At 70.6% G+C, this 20,511-nt stretch carries 19 protein-coding genes and 2 tRNA genes; 8 read left to right on the plus strand and 13 right to left on the minus strand.

Annotated features, from left to right (window positions below; translation table 11 throughout):
* Nucleotides 1–37: 37 nt before the first annotated feature.
* Nucleotides 38–1,405 (minus strand): hypothetical protein, encoded by a 1,368-nt coding sequence (locus tag AB0C15_RS03795; protein WP_357348353.1) that lies wholly within the window; start codon nt 1,403–1,405, stop codon nt 38–40.
* A 156-nt stretch (nt 1,406–1,561) separates the two neighbouring features.
* Nucleotides 1,562–2,329, minus strand: coding sequence for an SGNH/GDSL hydrolase family protein (locus AB0C15_RS03800; RefSeq protein ID WP_357348355.1), 768 nt, complete (start codon nt 2,327–2,329; stop codon nt 1,562–1,564).
* A 347-nt stretch (nt 2,330–2,676) separates the two neighbouring features.
* Here AB0C15_RS03800 and AB0C15_RS03805 point away from each other — a divergent pair, with 347 nt between their 5' ends.
* The 4 genes from AB0C15_RS03805 to AB0C15_RS03820 are packed head-to-tail and all read left to right on the plus strand — an operon-like array spanning nt 2,677 to nt 6,055.
* Complete coding sequence (locus AB0C15_RS03805; RefSeq protein ID WP_357348357.1) at nt 2,677–4,446, plus strand: proline--tRNA ligase; 1,770 nt, start codon at nt 2,677–2,679, stop codon at nt 4,444–4,446.
* Nucleotides 4,447–4,502: 56 nt separating this feature from the next.
* Nucleotides 4,503–4,928 (plus strand): CBS domain-containing protein, encoded by a 426-nt coding sequence (locus AB0C15_RS03810; protein ID WP_354945799.1) that lies wholly within the window; start codon nt 4,503–4,505, stop codon nt 4,926–4,928.
* A 36-nt stretch (nt 4,929–4,964) separates the two neighbouring features.
* A complete protein-coding gene (locus AB0C15_RS03815) occupies nt 4,965–5,393 on the plus strand; it encodes a SufE family protein (RefSeq protein WP_357348360.1) in 429 nt (142 codons plus the stop codon).
* A gap of 20 nt (nt 5,394–5,413) precedes the next feature.
* On the plus strand, nt 5,414–6,055 hold the full coding sequence (locus AB0C15_RS03820; protein WP_357348362.1) for a DsbA family oxidoreductase: 642 nt from the start codon (nt 5,414–5,416) through the stop codon (nt 6,053–6,055).
* Nucleotides 6,056–6,129: 74 nt separating this feature from the next.
* On the opposite strand, the gene AB0C15_RS03825 is transcribed toward AB0C15_RS03820, so the two are convergent.
* From AB0C15_RS03825 to AB0C15_RS03845, 5 genes are all read right to left on the minus strand, one after another.
* On the minus strand, nt 6,130–6,678 hold the full coding sequence (locus tag AB0C15_RS03825; RefSeq protein ID WP_357348682.1) for a YbaK/EbsC family protein: 549 nt from the start codon (nt 6,676–6,678) through the stop codon (nt 6,130–6,132).
* Nucleotides 6,679–6,773: 95 nt separating this feature from the next.
* Entirely contained in the window at nt 6,774–6,968 is a 195-nt protein-coding gene (locus tag AB0C15_RS03830; RefSeq protein ID WP_030331904.1) for a hypothetical protein, read from the minus strand.
* Nucleotides 6,969–7,045: 77 nt separating this feature from the next.
* Nucleotides 7,046–7,699, minus strand: coding sequence for a GAP family protein (locus AB0C15_RS03835; protein ID WP_357348364.1), 654 nt, complete (start codon nt 7,697–7,699; stop codon nt 7,046–7,048).
* A gap of 51 nt (nt 7,700–7,750) precedes the next feature.
* Nucleotides 7,751–9,139: an MFS transporter gene (locus AB0C15_RS03840; RefSeq protein WP_357348366.1), complete on the minus strand. Its 1,389-nt coding sequence runs from the start codon at nt 9,137–9,139 to the stop codon at nt 7,751–7,753.
* Nucleotides 9,140–9,198: 59 nt separating this feature from the next.
* Entirely contained in the window at nt 9,199–9,459 is a 261-nt protein-coding gene (locus AB0C15_RS03845; RefSeq protein ID WP_357348368.1) for a hypothetical protein, read from the minus strand.
* 218 nt (nt 9,460–9,677) lie between these two features.
* On the opposite strand from AB0C15_RS03845, the gene AB0C15_RS03850 reads away from it, so the two are divergent.
* Complete coding sequence (locus AB0C15_RS03850; protein WP_357348370.1) at nt 9,678–14,147, plus strand: HAD-IC family P-type ATPase; 4,470 nt, start codon at nt 9,678–9,680, stop codon at nt 14,145–14,147.
* A 53-nt stretch (nt 14,148–14,200) separates the two neighbouring features.
* On the opposite strand, the gene AB0C15_RS03855 is transcribed toward AB0C15_RS03850, so the two are convergent.
* Nucleotides 14,201–14,977 (minus strand): MFS transporter, encoded by a 777-nt coding sequence (locus tag AB0C15_RS03855; RefSeq protein ID WP_357348372.1) that lies wholly within the window; start codon nt 14,975–14,977, stop codon nt 14,201–14,203.
* A gap of 2 nt (nt 14,978–14,979) precedes the next feature.
* Between AB0C15_RS03855 and AB0C15_RS03860 the strand changes: the two genes are divergently transcribed.
* The 3 genes from AB0C15_RS03860 (at nt 14,980) to AB0C15_RS03870 (ending at nt 16,336) form a co-directional block, all read left to right on the plus strand.
* Nucleotides 14,980–15,489: a MarR family transcriptional regulator gene (locus AB0C15_RS03860; RefSeq protein ID WP_357348374.1), complete on the plus strand. Its 510-nt coding sequence runs from the start codon at nt 14,980–14,982 to the stop codon at nt 15,487–15,489.
* 221 nt (nt 15,490–15,710) lie between these two features.
* Entirely contained in the window at nt 15,711–15,965 is a 255-nt protein-coding gene (locus AB0C15_RS03865; RefSeq protein WP_355009781.1) for a type II toxin-antitoxin system prevent-host-death family antitoxin, read from the plus strand.
* Nucleotides 15,962–16,336, plus strand: a complete 375-nt coding sequence (locus tag AB0C15_RS03870; RefSeq protein ID WP_354824914.1) for a type II toxin-antitoxin system VapC family toxin — start codon at nt 15,962–15,964, stop codon at nt 16,334–16,336. The genes AB0C15_RS03865 and AB0C15_RS03870 overlap by 4 nt, the downstream gene beginning before the upstream one ends.
* Before the next feature lie 150 nt (nt 16,337–16,486).
* On the opposite strand, the gene AB0C15_RS03875 is transcribed toward AB0C15_RS03870, so the two are convergent.
* The 5 genes from AB0C15_RS03875 to gyrA all read right to left on the minus strand — a co-directional run bounded on the left by AB0C15_RS03875 (nt 16,487) and on the right by gyrA (nt 20,433).
* Nucleotides 16,487–16,559 (minus strand) — tRNA-Ala (locus AB0C15_RS03875).
* Nucleotides 16,560–16,594: 35 nt separating this feature from the next.
* Nucleotides 16,595–16,723 (minus strand): DLW-39 family protein, encoded by a 129-nt coding sequence (locus AB0C15_RS03880; protein ID WP_209444550.1) that lies wholly within the window; start codon nt 16,721–16,723, stop codon nt 16,595–16,597.
* A 42-nt stretch (nt 16,724–16,765) separates the two neighbouring features.
* Nucleotides 16,766–16,839, minus strand: a tRNA-Ile gene (locus AB0C15_RS03885).
* A 152-nt stretch (nt 16,840–16,991) separates the two neighbouring features.
* Nucleotides 16,992–17,906 (minus strand): DUF3566 domain-containing protein, encoded by a 915-nt coding sequence (locus tag AB0C15_RS03890; protein WP_357348377.1) that lies wholly within the window; start codon nt 17,904–17,906, stop codon nt 16,992–16,994.
* Between the two features lie 4 nt (nt 17,907–17,910).
* A complete protein-coding gene (gene gyrA / locus AB0C15_RS03895; RefSeq protein ID WP_357348379.1) occupies nt 17,911–20,433 on the minus strand; it encodes a DNA gyrase subunit A in 2,523 nt (840 codons plus the stop codon).
* Between the last annotated feature and the right edge of the window lie 78 nt (nt 20,434–20,511).

Raw genomic sequence — 20,511 nt, forward strand, 5'->3', positions numbered from 1 at the left:
CCGCACGGGATGGTGGGCCGGCCGGCCGATCGGCTGTCTACCTGTCGCCGGCCTGCGCCGGGTTGCTCGGCGGCGGGTTGCCGACGAAGAAGGTGAGGTTTGCCGCGTCCGACTGGTTGCCGTCCCGGTCGATGCTCCAGACGGTGAGCGGGTTCAGACCCGCCCTCGTCGGCGCCCAGGTCACCGATGCGGTGCCGTCGGCCGCCGCCGCCACAGTGCTGGTCACCGTGCCGAAGCGGTAGCGGTAGCTCACCACGTCCGACTGGCGCGGGGTGAAGGTGAAGACACCGGGCACACCGGGGGCCCCACTTGTGACGCCCTGCTGGTAGACCGTCGCGGAGACCTTCGGCGCCGTGGTCAACTGGAAGTTCCGCACCGTGGTCGCGGTGACGCCGGCGGCGGTGACACTGGTCACCGAGAGCGTCCGGCTACCTGCCCGGGTCGCGGTGACGGTCAGCGTGGCCGTGCCGTCGGCCGCTGCCTCGACGGTCTGCTCGGGCTCGCCGTCCAGTTGGAACCGGTAGCCGACCACCCCCGGCATCTGCGGCTGCACGGTGAACGTGGTCGGCACGCCGACCTCGGTGAGCCGGCCGGTGACGATCGGTGCGACGTCGCTGGCCCGGAAGTCGTACCGCGCCTCGGGCGACCTGTTCCCGGCCGCGTCCAGGCTCTGCACCACGAGGGTGTTGGGGCCTGCATCGGGGCGGAGCGTGACCGTGGCCGAGCCACCGGGTTGGTCCGCCGACACCGTGTGGACGCCGTCCTCGCCGAGCAGCTCGTACCTGAAGCCGACCGCGTCCGGTGTCGCCGCCGCGTCGAAGGTGAACCGGCCGGGCAGCGCCGGGGTCCAGCCCTCGACCGGGAAGTCGGTGGAGGTGACCACCGGCGCGGTCTCCGGGCCCTGGAAGTCGGTCCGGAGGTAGCAGAGGCCGCTCCACTCGCCGGTGGCCCAACTGTCCGCCGCCCGCACCTGCCACGCGTACACCCGGTCATGGGTGAGCGTCTCCCGTTCGAAGAGGCCGCTCTCCCGGTCACCTTCCCGACCGTTGTAACCGAACCGCTCGATCCGGGCCGTCGGGTCGTCCACCGGCCAGAGCGCGAAGGTGGTGGTCAACCTGTCGGTGAAACCGTTCACGTCGACGTCCGGGTCGTGCAGGATCGCGGAGAGCGCCAGGTCGTTGTTCTGCCACAACTGGTACGGCTCGGCCGTCGTACACGCTTCGCCCGAGGTCTGCAGCTCGGTCGGCACGCCCGGTGGGTTGTTGGCACCGATGGGCAGTTCGTTCGCCGCGGCCGGCACGGCCGTCAGCGTGAGCGTCCCGGCGGCGGCCGCCACGGTGAGCCCGATGGCCAGGAGGGCCCGGACCGGTCGTGCGGATGTCGTCTTACCAGGTATGAGGGTCATCCCTCATCCACCTTTCCCCGATGTCCCCGCCTTCCGATCAGCGGGGGCAGCGGATGCTATCGAGGATGGCGGACATCGGGCGACCCCGATTGAGGCCAAAGACTCCACAGTGGAGTGGCTCGACCGGTTCAGGCGCGGTGTGCAGGGTGAGCACGCTCAGTCGACGAGCGGGCCGAGTTGCGGACGCTTCGCCGTCACGGTGTCGCCGGACGACCGACCGGTCAGCCGCCGCTTCACCCATGGGGCGAGGTGTCGACCGGCCCACCGCAGGTCGGAAGCGCGGGCGGCCAGCCACGGCGACGGTGCCGGGTGCGGCGGAACCATCAACCACTCCTCGTCGCAGCCGACCCCGAGGGCGTTCAACACCTGCCCGGCGACCCGACGGTGGCCGGCCGGGGAGAGGTGCAACCGGTCGGTGCTCCAGAGCATCGGATTGAGGAACGTGTCGTCGGCGTACAGGTCGACCATGATCGCGCCGTGCCGCTCGGCGGTCTCACCGACCGCCTGGTTGAGCAACTGCACCCGGGGTGCGACGAGACGTTGGCCGGGCAGTCGGGCCATCACGTCCGCGAACCGAAAGAGGAGCACGTCCGCGCCACCCGAACGCAGTTGCCGAACCACCTCGTCGAAGCGGGCGACGAGCGTGTCCGGGTCGAAGGTGCGCCGCAGCACATCGTTGCCACCGGCCGCGAAGCTGATCAGATCCGGCTTCATCGCCACCGCAGAGGGCACCTGCTCGGCAACCACGCTGGGGAAGAGCCGGCCCCGGATGGCCAGGTTGGCGTACCTGAAGTCGGGCCCCGCGTCGGCGGCGAGGCGGGTCGCCACCAGGTCCGCCCAACCCCGGAAGGTGCCATCGGGGTACGCGTCGTCCATACCCTCGGTGAAGCTGTCCCCGACCGCGACAAAACTGCGCCAGCGCACCCGCGCCTCCCTCACGCCACCCGTTGCCTGCGGCGACCAGTCTGTCACCGTAGGCGTGTCAGGCGGTGCCCCGATCGGGCGACGTGGTGGAGGTCATTGGCGAGCCGGATCGTGTGGCGCGACCGCGGCTGTACCCCCCGTCCGGTCGACCTTGCCCTGATGAGCGTGATGTCTGTGGGTCATATTGATGACTCACAGACATCACACACTCCGTGGCGTGCCGCTCTGTCAGTCGAGCGCGCACCCGGACCACCATCGAACCGTCCAACTGGAAGTAGACCCGCCCCATCTGCGCCTCGGGGCGAATTCGATCGCCTGGCCGGGCGCGCCCGCTCTAGGCTGCGCGGATGCTGCTACGCATGTCGACCCTGTTGCTGCGGACCCTGCGCGAGGATCCGGCCGACGCGGAGGTGCCGAGCCACCGGCTCCTCCTGCGCGCCGGTTACATCCGTCGTGCCGCACCGGGCGGCTACACCTGGCTGCCGCTGGGCAAGCTGGTGCTGGACCGGATCACCGACGTGGTGCGTGGTGAGCTGTTCGCGATCGGCGACCAGGAGGTGCACTTCCCGGCACTGCTGCCCGCCGAGCCGTACCGAACGAGTGGCCGGTGGACGGAGTACGGCGACCTTCTCTTCACCCTCGCCGACCGGCGCGGCGCCGAGCACCTGTTGGCGCCCACCCACGAGGAGATGGCGGCGCTGCTGGTCAAGGACCTGTTCACGTCGTACCGGGACTTCCCGGTAACGCTGTTTCAAGTGCAGACGAAGTTCCGGGACGAGGCCCGGCCCCGGGCCGGTGTGCTGCGCGGCCGCGAGTTCCTGATGAAGGACGCGTACTCCTTCGACCTGGACGAGGCGGGGCTGCGTGCCGCGTACGCCAGGCATCGCGCCGCGTACCAGCGGATCTTCGACCGGCTGGGCCTGGACTACACGGTGGTGCACGCGATGTCAGGGGCGATGGGCGGCTCCGCGTCGGAGGAGTTCCTGGCGGCGACCCCGGTCGGTGAGGACACCTTCGTGGGCTGCACCTCCTGTGCCTACGCGGCAAACACCGAGGCGGTGGCCACCCGTGCGCCGAGCGCCGGTGACCCGAACGCACAGCCGGCCGTCGAGGTGTACGACACTCCGGAAACCCCCACGATCGCGAGCCTGGTGGAGTTGGCGAACGCCCGCCGGTTGGGCGGTCGGGACGGTTGGACGGCCGCCGACACCCTGAAGAACGTCGTGTTGTCCGTCCGTCAGCCGGGTGCGGCCCGGGCCGAGCCTCTGGTGATCGGGTTGCCCGGCGACCGGGAGGTCGACCTGAAGCGGGTCGAGGCCGCCCTCCACCCCGCCCAGGTGGCCGTCTTCGAGGAGTGGGCCGACCATCCGGAGCTGGTGCGCGGCTACATCGGGCCGCAACTGCTCGCCAAACTGGGCATCCGTTATCTGGTCGACCCTCGGGTGGTGGTTGGGTCAGCCTGGCTGACCGGGGCGAACGAGCCGGGCCGACACGCGACCGACGTGGTGTGCGGACGGGACTTCACCCCCGACGGCATCATCGAGGCGGCCGAAGTACGCGCCGGCGACCCCTGCCCGGACTGCGAGACGGGCGAGCTGACCATTCGGCGGGGCATCGAGATCGGCCACATCTTCCAGCTCGGCCGCCGCTTCACCGACGCCTTCGCGGTCGACGTGCTCGGCCCGGCCGGCAAGCCGGTCCGGCCCACCATGGGCTGCTACGGCATCGGGGTCTCCCGGGCGGTGGCGGCGGTCGCCGAGCAGCACCACGACGACCGGGGTCTGGTCTGGCCGGCGGCGATCGCGCCGTGCGACGTACACCTCGTGGTTGCCGGCAAGGGCCCGCAGCTCGACGCGGCGCTGGAGCTCGGCGGGCGCCTCGCCACGGCCGGCCTGCGGGTGCTCGTCGACGACCGCACGCACGTCTCGGCCGGGGTCAAGTTCACCGACGCCGAGCTGATCGGCATTCCCCGGGCCGTCGTGGTCGGCCGCCGACTCACCGAGGGGTACGTCGAGCTGCGCGAGCGGGCCGGCGACGGGCGCACCGAGGTGCCGCTCGACGGTCTGGTGGAGCGACTCGTCCACCAGGTTCGCCAGGATCGTGCGAACCTGGTGTAGCTGCGGCGTCACGGGGTAGTGCAGTCGGATCGGGTGGAACGTCTTCGGAGGCTCTGATGACCGGTTACCGGGTCAGCGACGTGATGACCAAGCAGGTCGTGTACCTGCCGGTGGAGACCACCCTGGACGAGGCGGCCAGGGTGATGAAGGAGGCCGACATCGGTGATGTGGTGGTCACCGACGGCGCCAGCCTCGCCGGCATGCTCACCGACCGGGACATCGTGGTGCGGGCCGTGGCGGAGAACAGCTCCCCTGCGGCCACCACCATCGGCTCGATCGTGACCCGCGAGGTCGTCATGATCGAACAGCACTGCACGGCGGGTGAGGCCGCCGCGCTCATGCGGGACCGGGGCATCCGGCGGGTGCTGGTCTGTGACAGTGACCGCAAGCTGGTGGGCATCGTCTCGCTTGGTGACCTGGCCATGCAGCTCGACCCGACAAGCGCGCTCAGCGAGATCAGCGAGCAGTCACCCACGGTGTGACCGGGGTCCCCCGAGCGACGGCGGTAGCCTCGACGCATGGCTGACATGCCGGCCCGACTGGCCGAGATCGTCGACGAGTTCGCCGCCGCGCCGCGCGACCTGGTGCTGGAGATGCTCCTGGAGTACGCGGACGTCATCCCGGCGCTGCCAGAGGGCTCCGCCGAACGCGAGGGCATGGAGCAGGTGCCCGAGTGTCAAACGGCGTTCTTCCTGCGTGCCCGGGTAATCGAGGACGGCACCGTGGAGACCCTCTTCGACTGCCCACCGGAGGCGCCCACCACCCGGGCGTTCGCCGGGATCCTCGCCGAAGGACTGGCGGGTGCGAGCGCCGAGCAGGTGCTGGCCGTGCCGGACGACCTCTACCAGCGGATGGGGTTGGCGCAGGCGATCAGCCCGCTGCGGGTCCGCGGCGGCACGGCGATCCTGGGTCGCCTCAAGCGGCAGATCCGGGAACAACTCGACTGACCGCGAGGTTGCCTTCGATCATGGAGATCGAGATCTACGCGGACGTCATCTGCCCGTGGTGCTACATCGGCAAACGCCGACTGGACGAGGCACTCGCCAGCTACGAGGGCGAGGTCGTTGTCCGCTACCGACCGTTCCAGCTCGACCCGTCGCCGGTGCCGGAGCCTCTGCCACTCGTGGAGGCGCTGGCCGGCAAGTTCGGCGGTCCCGAGCGCGCGCGGCAGATGGTCGACCACGTGACCCAGGTCGCGGAGGCGGACGGGCTGCGGCTCGACTACGACCGCGCGGTGATCGCCAACACCTTCGACGCCCACCGGCTGGTCTCCTGGGCGACCGACCACGGTCGGGCGGCCGAGATGGTGGAGGCGCTCTACCAGGCGCACTTCAACAACGGCATCGACGTCGGGTCGCGGGAGGCGCTGGCCACCCTGGCCGGTGAGGTCGGCCTGGACGCGGCCGACGCCCGCCGGTTCCTCGACTCGGATGAGCGCATCGCCGACGTCACCGCGGGCCTGGCCGCCGCCCGGGGCCTGGGCATCACCAGCGTGCCGACCTTCGTGCTGGCCGGGAAGTACGCGGTCTCCGGCGCGCAGGAGGTGCAGACGTTGCTCGCCGCGCTTGCCGAGGTCGAGCAGCGCGAGTCGGCCGCCCACTCACACTGAGTCACCAACGGCCAGGCGTCCGACATCGATGATCACGATGTTTCACGTGCAACAACATCGATGTCGATCCCTGGTCAGGCCGACCTGGCCAGCCCTTCCACCACCTGCGCTCCCGGCAGTGCACCCAACGCCGGCCCCGGCAGCGCGATCTTGCTGTGCCGCACGCCGGAGCCGACGATCACGTGCGGTGTGGCGATGACCCGCGCGTCCACCAGGATCGGCCACTGGGCCGGCAGGCCGATCGGGGTGATGCCGCCGTACTCCATGCCGGTCAACTCGACCGCGTCCGCCATCGGAGCGAAGCTCGCCTTGCGGACGTCGAGCGCCCGGCGGGCCACCCCGTTCACGTCGGCCCGCGTGGTGGCCAGGACGATGCAGGCCGCGAAGCGGACCACCCCGTCGCGCTTGCCCGCCACCACGACACAGTTGGCCGACACGTCCAGCCCCACCTCGTACGCCGCACAGAAGGCCGCGGTGTCGGCGAGGTCCGCGTCGATCGGCGCGACAAGCACGTCGTCGACGTCCACCGGCGCGTCGGCGGGCCACTGCGCGATGGCCTCCGCCACCGGCGGGGCGAGCAGATCCAGGCGGGCGCGGGCCGGTTCGGTCTTCAGCGTTCCCATCACGGGTGCGATCCTCGCATCCGCGACGCTGAACCGCCCGGCGGCTCCCCGGCCGCCCGGAGCCGCCACCGGCCCCGGCCGCATCGACCCGGCGCTCAACTGCCGGCGAGGAACGCGTTGTCACGCATGAAGGAGCGGTCGCGGGCAGCCGCCAACTCCTCCTCGCGCTGGGCCTTGGCCCGTTGCAGCTCCAGATCCTCGAACGCGTGCCGGACCCCGAGCCGGATCACGCCGTAGAGGAAGACGAAGCCGAAGACGTAGAGGATCACCGTGGTGACGACAGCGAACATGGCGTCACGGTAAGACGAACGTGAACCGTTGTTGCTCTCATTTCCGGTCGGTTCCCCCGTACGTGTCCGCGTGGTTCTCACCCCGACCTGATCAGGTCCAACACGGTCAGCAGCGCGAAGAACGCGACCACGATCTCGTTGACGATCCACGCGTGTCCCTCGGCCCACTCCCGCATCCGGCTCAGCACGCGCGCCGCCCTGCCTCCGAGCAGCAGCAACGCCAGCAGGGGCAGCGCGAGTAGCAGCACTGTGACCAGCACGAACGGCACCAGATGCCACCACGGCAGGTCGTGTCGGCCCACACTCGCCCCGACGGTGGCCATGGTCAGGTCGTCGGTGGGAGTCGCCACGAAGAGCAGCGCACCCAACCGCAGCGCCTGCGGCGGACCCGCGTGCTCGATGCTGCCCAGCCAGCGCGGAGGCCCGGAGCGGTTGCGGCGAACCCAGATCAACACGGCCAGGATCACCAGCAGGGCCAGCACCACCAGGTCGATGGCCGGGCCCCGGTCGACCTTCCCGGCGGCAGCGCTGGCGTCGGCGGCCACTCCGCCCACCAACCGGGTCACCAACCAGGCCACGGTCACCCCGGCGGTGACCACCAGCCCCGCACCGGCGAGGAAGGCCAGCGACGCCGCCCGGGGCCGATCCGACGAGGCGAGGAAGACCGCCACCACCAACTGGGTCCCCGCGACCATGACCACGGCGAGCGGCAGAACGGTCAGGAGGTTCATCGCCAGTCATCCTTCCGGCACGGGTCGGTGGGACGCGGCCGAATCGACGGATCACCCGGCTGGTCGCGTACCCCCGCCCACCACGACCCGACCGGCCAGCAGCGCTCCGAGCAGCGCCAGACCCGCGGCCACCACGAGCGTCGTCGTGTAGCTGGCCCGGCCCGGCGCGCTGCCAGCCGCCAACACGGCCCCGGTCAGCGCGAGCACGGTCGCCGCGAAGAGGGAGTCGCCCAGTTGTAGGGACGAGCTGTTGCGGCCCTGCTCACCGGGCCGGGACAGCTCCAGAGTGAGCACCGACAACGACGGGTAGAGCAGCCCCATGCCCAGGCCCGCGACCGCCCAGCCGACCACGGCGACGGTCACCGGCAGCTCGGGCCGGACGGCGAGCGCCACCGTGACGGTGCCGATCGTGATGCAGCTCAGACCGGCGCGCGGCAGGCTCGCCCGCGACGCCGGCACCGGGATCCGGCCCTGCAACCAGGAGCCCGCCGACCACGCCAACGCGCCGACCGTGAGGACCAACCCGGCCGCCGTCGGCGTGAGACCCCGTTCCCGGGAGAGCATCAGCGGGATGACCACCTCCGCGCCGACGAAGGCCGCCGACGCCAAGCCGCGCAGCCCGACGACGGTGGGCAACCCCCGCGCGGCGCGAAGAAACCCGGGCGGCAGCAGGCGTGGGGCACAGACCAGCAGACCGACCAGGGCGAACGCGACAAGCACCAGTGCTGCGGCACCGCGCTGCTGCCCCCCGATGTGCAGCAGTGCGGCACTCACCGCGGCCCCACACGCCCACCCGATCCGCGCTGCCGCACCCGACGGCAGGCTCGTCGCCGTGCTCCGGCCCAGCGACCGCAGGCCGGGATGGATCAGCAGCACCGCCGGCACCGCCACCGCCGGCACCGACAGGAAGACCCACCGCCAGCCCAGGTACTGCACGATCAGGCCGGCTACCGCCGGCCCGCCCAGCGACGGTACGACCCACGCCGCCGCGAACGCCGCGAAGATCCGCCGGTGCAGCTTCTGCGGGTACGCCTGCCCGACGATCACGTAGAGCGCCACCGAGAGCAGCCCCGAGCCGAAGCCCTGCACGACCCGCCCGACGACCAACGCGCTCATCGCCGGGGCGGTCCCGGCGATCAGCAACCCGACCACGAACCAGGCGACACCGTGCCACATCGGCCCGCGCGGACCTCTGGCGTCGCACCAGATGCCGGAGAGCACCATCGCCAGCACGCCGGTGGCGAACGGGCCACCGAACGCGATCCCGTACAGCGCCAACCCGTCCAGGCTGCGGGCAACGGTTGGCATCGCCGTACCGACCGCCAACGCCTCGAACGCGAGGAGCGAGATCAACGCGACGCTGCCCACCGTCATGGCGCGGAGCCGGGGTGCGAAGAGCCCCGGTGCGCCAGGGGCGTCGGTGACGGCTGTGCTCGGCATCGACCGAGCATGCAACCTCAACCCTGATTCACGTCAACCGTGTGGTGACCCGGCTCTCGTCAGGCGTCCTGCAACACCTCCCCGACACCGCGCACCAGCCCGGAAAAATGCTGGTCCGCCAGCAGGTGGCCAGCGGTGATCACCACAGCGATCGGCCACTCGATGACCTGTAGTGCGGCGAGCACCCCGAGGCCGGCGTAGTAGACGACCTTGTCCGGAGGCGGTACCGCCACCTCACCGAGCATCGGCAGGTGCAGCCGCCGGTTGTACATCTGGACGTTTTCCCGCGAACCGTTGAGATGTCGTGTCAGCGTGCTCATGCCGGCCTCCCCGTGTCCGGTGATTGTCGTCGGATTCCACGGCCCGTCCCGACCATGCACCCGAGACAGCGGAAAATTCCGCCGCTCCGGGGGCATAACGGATGGCAGGTCGGGAAGCCAGGCCGCCGGACGTCAGCGCGGTGGGAGGACGACATGGCCAAGGTCAGGACGAACGGCAACAGGGAGCCGGGCCGGCGCCCGTCCAGCCGTACGCCTCGATGACGGCGGCTGGTCGCGCTGCCGGCCGTATCCTGCCGTCCTTTGGCGTGCCGCAGCTGGTCGGCGAGGCGACCCGGACGGTCGGCTCGGCGGCCACCCGGCTGGCCCGGTCGGCCGGGCTGACCCGGCGTCGGGTCTGGTCCCGTCCGGGCCGGCACCACATCGAGGTGCACGGTGTCTGTCAGGACGGCGGGAACCGGCTCGCCCGTCAGGTGGAGGGCGCGCTGGAGCAGATGCCCGGGGTCGCCTGGGCCCGGGTCAACGCACCCTCCGGTCGGGTGGTGATCGCCATCCAGGCCCCCGAGCCGAGGTTGCGCGACCTGATCACCACGATCGACCGGGTCGAGCGGACCTGTGACCACGAACCCGACCCGGAGATTCCTCCTCCGCACCCACCGGAGGAGGGGCCGCGAACCCCGCGAACCCTCGGCGCGCTCGCCTCGGACGCGCTGGGCCTGACGATCTCGGCGGCCACCCGGGTGCTGCCGTTCGCACCGCTGCCGGGCGAGGTGTCCGGCCTGCTCTCCGCTGTGGACCTGCAGCCGAAGCTGCACGGGTTCATCGGCAAACGGCTGCGCTCCGACCCGCGCGCCGACATCCTGTTTCCGCTGGCCGAGGCCGTGGTGCAGGGTCTCACCGGCCGCTGGACAGGGATCGTCCTGGACGGCGCCCAACGGGTGGTGCAGTGGGGTGAGGATCGGGCCCAACTCTCCGCCTGGGAGAAGGCCGAACCACGGCTGACCGGCGACCCGGAACGCGCCACCGCCCGCTGGCCGGTGATCGACCGCCCCCGTCCGAAGCCGGACGGCCCGGTCGAGCGGTACATCAACCGCATGCTCGCCGCGGGTACCGCCGCCGGTGCGGCCGCGGTGCCGTTCGCCGGCCCGAAACGGGCCGCCGCGCTGGGGCTGTCCGCGCTACCCAAGGCACCCGGCAGCGGTCGCGAGGGGTACGCGGCCCAGCTCGGCCGGATGCTGGCCCGGCGCGGAGTGATCGCGATGGACCGGAGTGTGCTGCGCGAACTGGACCGGATCGACACGCTCGTGCTCGACGCCGCGGTGCTCGGCTCCGACCGGGGCGTACTTGCCGATCTGGCGCCGGCAGCCGGCGCGGACGTCGACGAGGTGGCCGAGCGGGCTTTCGCGCTGTTCGACCCGGACGACCCGTCCGCCTCCCGCACGGCGGACGGCTGGCGGCTCGGGCCGCCCGACCGGCTGCCCGCGTACGACCCGGACGACATTCCGGACGCGGCCCGGCTGCGCTCCGCTGGCGGCCACCTCCTCGGGCTCGCCCACGGTGACCGGCTCGCCGCCCTGTTGCGGGTCGAGCCGGAACCCGCGCCCGGCGTCGACGGTCTGCCCGCCGCCGCCCGACATGCCGGCCTGCGGCTCGTCGTCGCCGGCGGCGACGAACAGCGGTACGGCTTCGCCGACACGATCCTCCCCGGCGGGGACCAGTTGGCCGAGTCGGTGCGCGCGTTGCAGCGCGACGGCGCGGTGGTGATGCTGGTCTCCGCGGACCGCAAGGCACTCGGCGCGTCCGACTGCGGTCTCGGGTTCGCCGCGCCGGAGGAGCTGCCGCCCTGGGGTGCGCACCTGCTGGTCGGTGCCGACCTGCGGGTGGTCGCGCTGGTGATCGAGGCGACCGGGGTGGCGCGGCGCACGGCCCAGCAGAACATTCGGCTGGCCATGGCCGGCACCGGTCTCGGGGCGCTCGGCGCGTTCACCGCCCCGCCGACCCAACTGCCGCACCGGGCGCTCGTCGCTGTCAACGGCGCGGCCGGGCTGGCGTTCGCCAACGGGGTCTGGCAGGCCCGCCGGTTGCACGACCAGTCGGACACGCCGGCGCCGGTGGCGACCGCCTGGCACCTCATGCCCGTCGGCACCGTGCTCGACCACCTGCGCTCCACCCCGAACGGCCTGGCCAGTGTCGAAGCACAGCGCCGACGCCACGGTTCCGGTGACGGCAGCGGTGCGCCCGGAGGCGGCGGGCTGCTGCGCGCCTTCGTGGACGAGTTGTCCAACCCGCTCACCCCGGTGCTGGCCGCCGGGGCGGTGCTCTCCGCGTCATTCGGCTCACTCGTCGACGCCGCGCTCGTGGGCAGCGTGGTCGGTGGGTCCGCCCTGATCGGCGCGGTACACGAGCGCAACACGGAAAGGTCGCTGGCGGAACTGCTGTCGCGGTCGGCGGTGACCGCGCGGGTCCGTCGGGACGGTGCCGAGCACGTCCTCGCCGCCGAAGACCTGGTCCTCGGGGACGTCATCGCCCTCGAACCGGGGGATTCGGTGCCCGCGGACTGCCGGGTGCTCGAGTCGGTGGGCCTGGAGGCCGACGAGTCGTCGCTGACCGGCGAGTCGCTGCCGGTCGCCAAGTCGAACCGGCCGGTGGTCGCCGCCGCCATCGCCGACCGACACTCGATGCTCTACGAAGGCACCACAGTCGCCGCCGGACACGGCACCGCGGTGGTGGTGGCGACCGGAAACGACACCGAAGCCGGGCGCAGCCTGGCGCTGGTGCGGCAGGCACCCCCGGCCAGTGGGGTGGAGGCTCGACTCGGATCGCTGACAAGCGCCGCCATCCCGTTGGCGGCCGGTTCGGCGGTGGCGGTGGCCGGCGCGGGCCTGCTTCGAGGCGTACCCCTGGCCGAAACGGCGGCGACCGCCGCGAACCTCGCCGTGGCGTCGGTGCCGGAGGGGTTGCCGTTCCTGGTCAGCGCGGCGCAGTTGGCCGCGGCCCGGCGGCTGGCCGAGCACGGCGCGTTGGTCCGCAACCCGCGCACCATCGAGGCGCTGGGCCGGGTGGACGTGCTCTGCTTCGACAAGACCGGCACCCTCACCGAGGGGAAGTTGCTGCTCGCCGGGGTCGGCGACAGCGTCGGCGACAGGTACGCCCCGGTGGACCGGCTGGACGACCGGCTCCGGATGACGCTGGCCGCGGCGCTGCGAGCCACCCCCGCCGCGAAAGATCCGGAGGAGTTGGCGTTGCAGACCGACCGGGCGGTCCGGCGAGGTGCCGGGGAGGCCGGTGTGGTGGAGCAGACCGGCGCCGCTGGTTGGCGCGCTGCCGGCGGACTGCCGTTCGAGCCGTCCCGCGGCTACCACGCGAGCGTCGGGCAGACCGACGGTCACCTGTTGTTGAGCGTCAAGGGTGCTCCGGAGACGGTGCTGCCGCGCTGTTCGTCCCGGCGCACCGACGGCCGTCAGGAACCGCTTGACGACGCGGGCCGGGCGAAGTTGGAGCGGATACTCGCCGACCGGGCCGGTGCGGGAAACCGGATCCTGGCAGTCGCGGAGTGCCCGGTGGACGACCCGAAGGTGACCGACTCCGACGTTCGAGGGCTGACCTTCGTGGGTTTCCTGGCCCTCGCGGACGGGGTGCGGGAGAGCGCCGCCCCGGCGGTACGCCGGATCCGGCAGGCCGGCGTGCACACCATCATGATCACTGGTGATCACCCGGCCACCGCCGAGGCGATCGCCGCCACCATCAGTGAACACGACGAGCAGCGGGTGGTGACCGCCGCTGAACTCGACAAGCTGGACGACGACGCGCTCGCCGAACGGTTGGCAAACACCGACGTGGTGGCCCGCTGCACCCCTGCGCACAAGGTGCGGATCATCCAGGCGTTGCAGAAGTGCGGACGGACCGTGGCGATGACCGGCGACGGCGCCAACGACGCTCCGGCGATCCGGCTGGCCGACGTCGGCATCGCCCTCGGTCAACGGGGCACCCCGGCCGCCCGCGCCGCAGCCGACCTCGTGGTCACCGACGACCGGCTGGAAACCATCATCGCCACCCTGATCGAGGGGCGGGCGATGTGGTCGTCGGTGCGGCACGCGCTCAGCATCCTGGTCGGCGGCAACCTCGGCGAGATCGCGTTCAGTGTGCTCACCGCCGCCGCGACCGGCCGTTCCGCGCTCACCGGACGACAACTGCTGCTGGTCAACCTGCTCACCGACCTGGCGCCGGCGCTGGCCATCGCGGTCCGACCACCCGCGTCGGACCGGACCGACGCGCTACTCAAGGAGGGTCCGGACACGGCGCTCGGCGAGAGCCTGACCAGGGAGATCGGGCTGCGGGCGGCAGCCACCACGCTTGGCGCCACCGCGGGCTGGACGTTGGCCCGCTACACCGGACGCCGGCAGCGGGCCGGCACCGTCGCCCTGGTCTCCCTGGTCGGCACCCAACTCGGGCAGACCATCCTGGCCGGCGGCACCAGCCCGACCGTGCTGGCCTCCACGGCGGCGTCCCTGGGCGTCCTGGTCGTGGTGGTGCAGACCCCGGGGGTGAGCCAGTTCTTCGGCTGCACGCCGCTCGGGCCGGTGGGCTGGACCATCGGGGCCGGGTCGGCGCTCGGCGCGACCTTCGCCAACGGCGCGCTCACCAAGCTGGTGGAACGCCTGCCGGAAACCCGTGTCCACCACAGCGGAGCCGGTGCCGACCCTGCGGCGGACGGTGGTTCCGCAGGCTGACCGGCGACACGGCGGTGTTGCGTCGGCTGCCGGCGCGATGCCAGCGACACGCGCTACGCCTCCGCGCCCTGCGGTACGCGGGCGGCAGCGGGGAGGAAGGGCGTCAGCAGAGCGGCAAGGGCGATGATCACCGCGCTGTACCAGAGCGCCGTGCCTGCGGCGTCCGGGAAATCCTGCGACTCGAGCAGCGAGAAGAAGATGGCACCGACGATGGCAACACCGACAGCCGCGCCCAGTTGCAGCACCGCGTTGGTCACGCCGGAGCCAGCGCCGGCGTTGTGTGGCGGAACATCGGCAAGCACCACAGCTGTCACGATGGAGACGCACAGGCCCATGCCCAGACCCATCACCAGGATCGGCGCAGCGAGCTGCCAGATGGTGACAGCCATGCCCTCACCGGTGAACATGAGGATGAGCAGCACCATGCCGGCGACCATGACGGTCAGCCCCATCTGGATGAGCGTGCGGCCATGTGTGGTGGCGAACCGCTGGGCCACGCCGGTGGTGAGGAAGATGCCGACTGGGAAGCCGAGGCCGGTCAGCGCGGTACGCATCGGGCTCCACCCGTAGCCGGTCAGCAGCGTGTAGTTGAGCACCAGGAACAGCGACGCCAGCGTCGAGAAGACGATCAGCAGCACGACCAGGCCGATCACGAACGAACGCTGCCGCAACAGAGCCGGCGGGACCAGAGCGGAGCCGTCGCGCCTGTCCCGCCGCCGTTCCACCAGGACGAATGCCCACAGCAGCGGTATCGCGGCGACCAGCAACGCGATAGTGCCGATCGGCCAGCCCGCCTCCCTGCCCTGGATCACCGGGAACATGAGGAACATCGGTGTCACGGGAGTCGCTGGTCGCCGACCTGTACCACGTGGAGCGCGCGTCGGCCCAAGCCGCAGTTCTGTTCCATGGCGCCCTCGCCGCACGAGCCGGCATCACCGTGACCGACATCAGCTGCCTCGGCGTTCTCGACAAGGACGGCCCCATGCCCGCAGGTCGCCTGGCCCGCCAGGTCGGCCTCACCCGTGGCGGCGCCATCACCGCAATGCTGGACCGGCTGGAAAAGGCCGGTTTCCTGCGCCGGCAGCGCGATGCCGGCGACCGTCGGAAGGTGACGATCGAGCTGGTACGCGGTGAGGCTACGAGCGCCTGCAACAGACCCTCGACGAGTTCAGCCGCGACTACCTCGCCCTCATCGACGGGTATCGACGAGCAGCTCCCCGGTTGCTCAAGGAGTTCTCTCGCCGTTCCACGGCGATCCTCGACCGGCACTCCGCGACCTTGCAGGACGTCGGGCAGCTACCGGCGTGATGGCGTGCGCTGGGCAGAGCAGGCAACGGCGTGACCGCCTGGCTTGCACTCGGGACCAAAATCAACCGAAGGAAGTGCTGGTGGGCCGGAGGTACCACCATGCGAACCACGCCGCCACCATCCCTGGTGATCCGCTGATCCTGACTCCTCCCAGGGCGCGGCGCCTGGCGATCTCGACCCCGAGTAGCCAAGGCCGCTGACGCATGCGGCCAAGCCGGCTAAACTAATCCCTTAGCTAAGCGAGGAGGTCGCGTCATGTCGGCTGAGGCCGTGCACTACAACATGCATGATGCCAAGACCCATCTGTCGCGCATCATTGAACGGGTGGAACACGGCGAGGAGATCATCATCGACCGGGCGGGCACCCCGGTGGCGAAGGTCGTACCACTGGTCCGGCGGGCCAACCGCACCGCAGTCGGCTCCCTCGCCGGACAACTGGACCTCTCCGGTGACTGGGACTCAGCACAGACCAACGCCGAGATCGCCGACGACTTCGGCATCGGCGCATGAACCTGCTGCTGGATACTCACGTCGCGCTCTGGGCCATCACTGGCGACCCGACACTCGGTGCCGAGCTGCTCGACCGACTACGCCACGAGCCGGACATCTTTCTCTCCCCGGTCACCCTTTGGGAGATCACCATCAAACAGAGCACCGGAAAACTCACCGGACCCCCTGACCTCGCAGAGCGGGTAAGGGACATGGGCTTTCGAGAACTCCCGGTGACCTACGCCCACGCCATAGCCGCCGGCCGCCTGCCATCGCATCACCGCGATCCCTTCGACCGCATGCTGGTGGCACAGGCAATCACTGAAGGTCTGACCCTCGCCTCCCGCGACGCGTCCATAGCGTTGTACGACGTGGACGTCCTCAAGGTCTGACGGACAACTCGGTCCACGCCTGATACCCGCGAGAGGCTCAGGCCCAACTCGCCCACTGGCCGCCGAGCGGCGTCGGTCACTTAGCTCCGGCGCTCGCCGTGCCTGCAGGTTCGCGGGTCTCCGACCCCTCCGGTTGCGTATCCGTTTCGGTGGAGCCCAGGGGACTCGAACCCCTAACCCCTGCCTTGCAAAGGCAGTGCTCTGCCAGTTGAGCTAGGGCCCCGCGAATTGCGCGACGATCGTCGCGCGCCGCGAGCGTCAGCGCAGGTCGGGCGCGGTGGTCGCCTCGTGCCACAGGGCACGCTCGTCGTTCGACGCCTTGATCTTGTTGAACACGACGGCAGCCACACCGACGACGCCAGCCAGAATCAGCAGCTTCTTGAACATGGGGCGACCCCTCGCGCTCGACTATCGTCGGACGACATGCGGTGGGGCTAGATGGAATCGAACCATCGACCTCAGAGTTATCAGCTCTGCGCTCTAACCGACTGAGCTATAGCCCCGCGTTGCGACGAGCAAGATTAACCCATCCGCTCGGCCGGCCCCAAATCGGGGTCCGAGCCTGCGAGCCGGGCCCGTCGCCGCCTGCAAAAACCTACCCGAGTACGGGACGCCGGAGCGACCGCTTTACGCGGTGCCCCGGCGTCCCGGTGGCTCAGTCCCGCTCGGCGAGGGTCAGCTCGATCCCGCCGACCAGGTCGGCGCAGACGTTGTAGACGAACGCGCCGAGGGTCGCCAGCGCGGTGAACAGCACCACGTTGACCAGGCCGATCAGCGCCGAGCTGAGGATCACGCCCTTGGCGGTGATCTGGAAGCCGCTGGTGCTCTGCCCACCGCCGGCGTTGACCAGATCGCTCAGGCTCTCGTTGACGCTCTGGAACACACCCATCGCGTCCAACGCCAGGTAGAGCACCGACGTGGCGACCACCACGACGATGAAGAGCACCACCGACACCGCGAACGCGAACTTCATCACGGACCACGGGTCGATCCGCTTGAGGTTCAGCCGGGCGCGGCGCGGCCCTCGGGAGGCGGCCGAACTGACCGACGTACGCGCCGCCCGCACGGCGTCACCGACGCGGGCTGCCCCGACGGCGGACGCGTTACCGATCCCCGGTGGCAGGCCACCACCACTTGCCGGGCGGCCGGCGGTGGCGGCCGTACGCGCCGCGTCCGGCTGCGGCTGGGTCATGCCGGGCGTGATCCGCGGCTGGGTGCCGGTGGACCCGGCTGACGCCGCCTGACCGGGCCGGAGACCGATCGGCTGGGTGGTCACCGGACGGGCCGAGGGGGCCGCCGCCGAAGCCGGAGGGTTGGCCGCGGCCGACGTCGGCGCCTCGGCGCTGGACGCCTCGGTCTTGTCGCCCGATCCGCCGTCCTCGCCCGGCTGCTCCGGCGGGGGTGTCATACCTGGAGCCCTGGTGAACTTCGGGGCAGGCGCATCGGCAGGGACGGTCGCCCGGCCCACGGCCGCGCGGCCGGTCGCTGGTGTGCCGCCCTTGGCGGCATCCTCGTCGACCGGGTTGGCCGAGGTCCCCGTGTTCCCCGACTTCGCCTGTGTCTCCGTCATTCAACTAGTCCTGTTCGTCAGGCTCGTCGGCATTGCGAGCAATCGCCACGATAGTCACGCCGTCCGGGAGGTCCATCAGCTTGACCCCCATTGTGTTCCGGTCACGCGTACGGCGTACAGGCTTCACCGGAGTCCGAATGACACCACCATTGCTGGTGATCGCGAACAGCTCGTCGTCCGGATCGATCACCACCGCGCCGACCAGACCACCGCGCCGTTCGGTGATCTTCGCAGTCAACACGCCCTTACCTCCCCGGCCCTGCACCGGGTATTCCTCGATCGGGGTCCGCTTCGCGTATCCCCCGTTCGTGGCCACCAGCACGTCCAGACCATCCCGCACGACCTCCATGGCGAGCAGGACGTCGTCGTCCGTGAAGCGCATGCCGATCACGCCCGAGGTGGCCCGGCCCATCGGCCGCAGCGCCTCGTCCGAGGCGTTGAACCGGATCGCCTGCGCCTTCTTCGAGACAAGCAGCAGGTCGTTCTCCGGCGCAACCAGCGCAGCACCGACCAGCTCGTCCTCATCGCGCAGGTTGATCGCGATGACGCCGCCGGAACGGTTGGAGTCGAACTCCTCGAGCCGCGTCTTCTTCACCAGGCCGTTCTTCGTGGCCAGTACCAGGTAGGGGGCTACCTGGTAGTTCGGAATTTCGATGATCTGCGCGATCTGCTCGTCCGGTTGGAAGGCGAGCAGATTGGCCACGTGTTGGCCCTTGGCTACCCTACTGGCCTCCGGCAACTCGTACGTCTTGGCCCGGTAGACACGGCCCTTGTTCGTGAAGAACAAGATCCAGTCGTGGGTCGAGCAGACGAAGAAGTGGCTGACGATGTCGTCCTGCCGCAGCGTAGCGCCACTGACGCCCTTGCCGCCGCGCCGCTGCGAGCGGTACAGATCGACCTTGGTCCGCTTGGCGTACCCGGTGCGGGTGATCGTGACGACCACGTCCTCGCGGGCGATGAGGTCCTCCATCGAGACCTCGCCGTCGAACGGGATGATCTGCGTCCGACGGTCGTCGCCCCACTTGGCGACGATCTCGCCCAGCTCCTCCGAGACGATCTTCCGCTGCCGCTCGGGCTTGGCGAGGATGTCCTTGAGGTCGGCGATCTCGATCTCGAGCTTGGCCAGGTCGTCGATGATCCGCTGCCGCTCCAGGGCGGCGAGCCGGCGCAGCTGCATGTCCAGGATCGCGGTCGCCTGGATCTCGTCGATGTCGAGCAGCCGGATCAGGCCCTGCCGGGCGTCGTCCACCGTCGGGGAGCGCCGGATGAGGGCGATCACCTCGTCCAGCGCGTCCAGCGCCTTGCCCAGGCCCCGCAGGATGTGCGCCCGCTCCTCGGCCTTGCGCAGCCGGTACGCGGTCCGCCGGCGGATCACGTCGATCTGGTGCTCGACGTAGTAGCGGATGAACTGCGCCAGGTTGAGCGTGCGCGGCACCCCGTCGACCAGGGCCAGCATGTTCGCGCCGAACGTCTCCTGGAGCTGGGTGTGCTTGTAGAGATTGTTCAGTACGACCTTCGCGACCGCGTCGCGCTTGAGCACCAGCACGATCCGCATGCCGGTACGCCCGGAGGACTCGTCGCGGATGTCGGCGATCCCGGCGAGCTTGCCCTCCTTGATCAGCTCAGCGATCCGCTCGGCGAGGTTGTCCGGGTTGACCTGGTAGGGCAACTCGCTGACGACCAGGCAGGGGCGGCCCCGCTTGTCCTCCTCGACCTCCACCACGGCCCGCATCCGGATCGAGCCGCGACCGGTGCGGTACGCGTCCTGGATGGCGGTGGTGCCGACGATCAGGCCGTGGGTCGGGAAGTCCGGGCCCTTGACGATGCCGAGCAGGGCTTCGAGGGTGGTCTCCTCGTCCTCCTCCGGGTGCTCCAGGCACCACTGCACCGCCGCGCCGATCTCGCGCAGGTTGTGCGGCGGGATCTTGGTGGCCATGCCGACCGCGATGCCCTCGGAGCCGTTCACCAGCAGGTTGGGGATCCGCGACGGCAGGATGGTGGGCTCCTTGGCCCGGCCGTCGTAGTTGTCCTGGAGGTCGACGGTGTCCTCGTCGATGTCCCGCAGCATCTCCATGGCGAGCGGGTCGAGCTTGCACTCGGTGTAGCGCATGGCGGCGGCCGGGTCGTTACCGGGGGAGCCGAAGTTGCCGTTGCCGTCGACAAGCGGGTACCGCAGCGACCAGGGCTGCGCCATCCGGACCAGCGCGTCGTAGATCGCCGAGTCGCCGTGCGGGTGGAACTGGCCCATCACGTCGCCGACGACACGGGAGCACTTCACGTAGCCGCGGTCCGGACGGTAGCCGGAGTCGAACATCGCGTAGAGGATCTTGCGGTGGACCGGCTTGAGGCCGTCCCGGACATCCGGCAGCGCACGCCCGACGATGACGCTCATCGCGTAGTCGAGGTAGGAGCGCTGCATCTCCACCTCGAGCCCGACCGGTTCGATCCGGTCGTGCGCGACCACCGCGGCGATGGCCTCGGCGGGGACCTCAGGCTCGTTCGGTGTGGACTCGGGAGAATCGGTCACTGTATACCCTTATCAGACTCAGAGTCGTTTTTGTGCTGTGGATAACCGCTGTGGATACCGGCCAAGCTGTGGATAACT

This window comes from Micromonospora sp. NPDC048835, assembly GCF_040649995.1.
In the GTDB taxonomy this organism is placed as follows: Bacteria; Actinomycetota; Actinomycetes; order Mycobacteriales; family Micromonosporaceae; genus Micromonospora.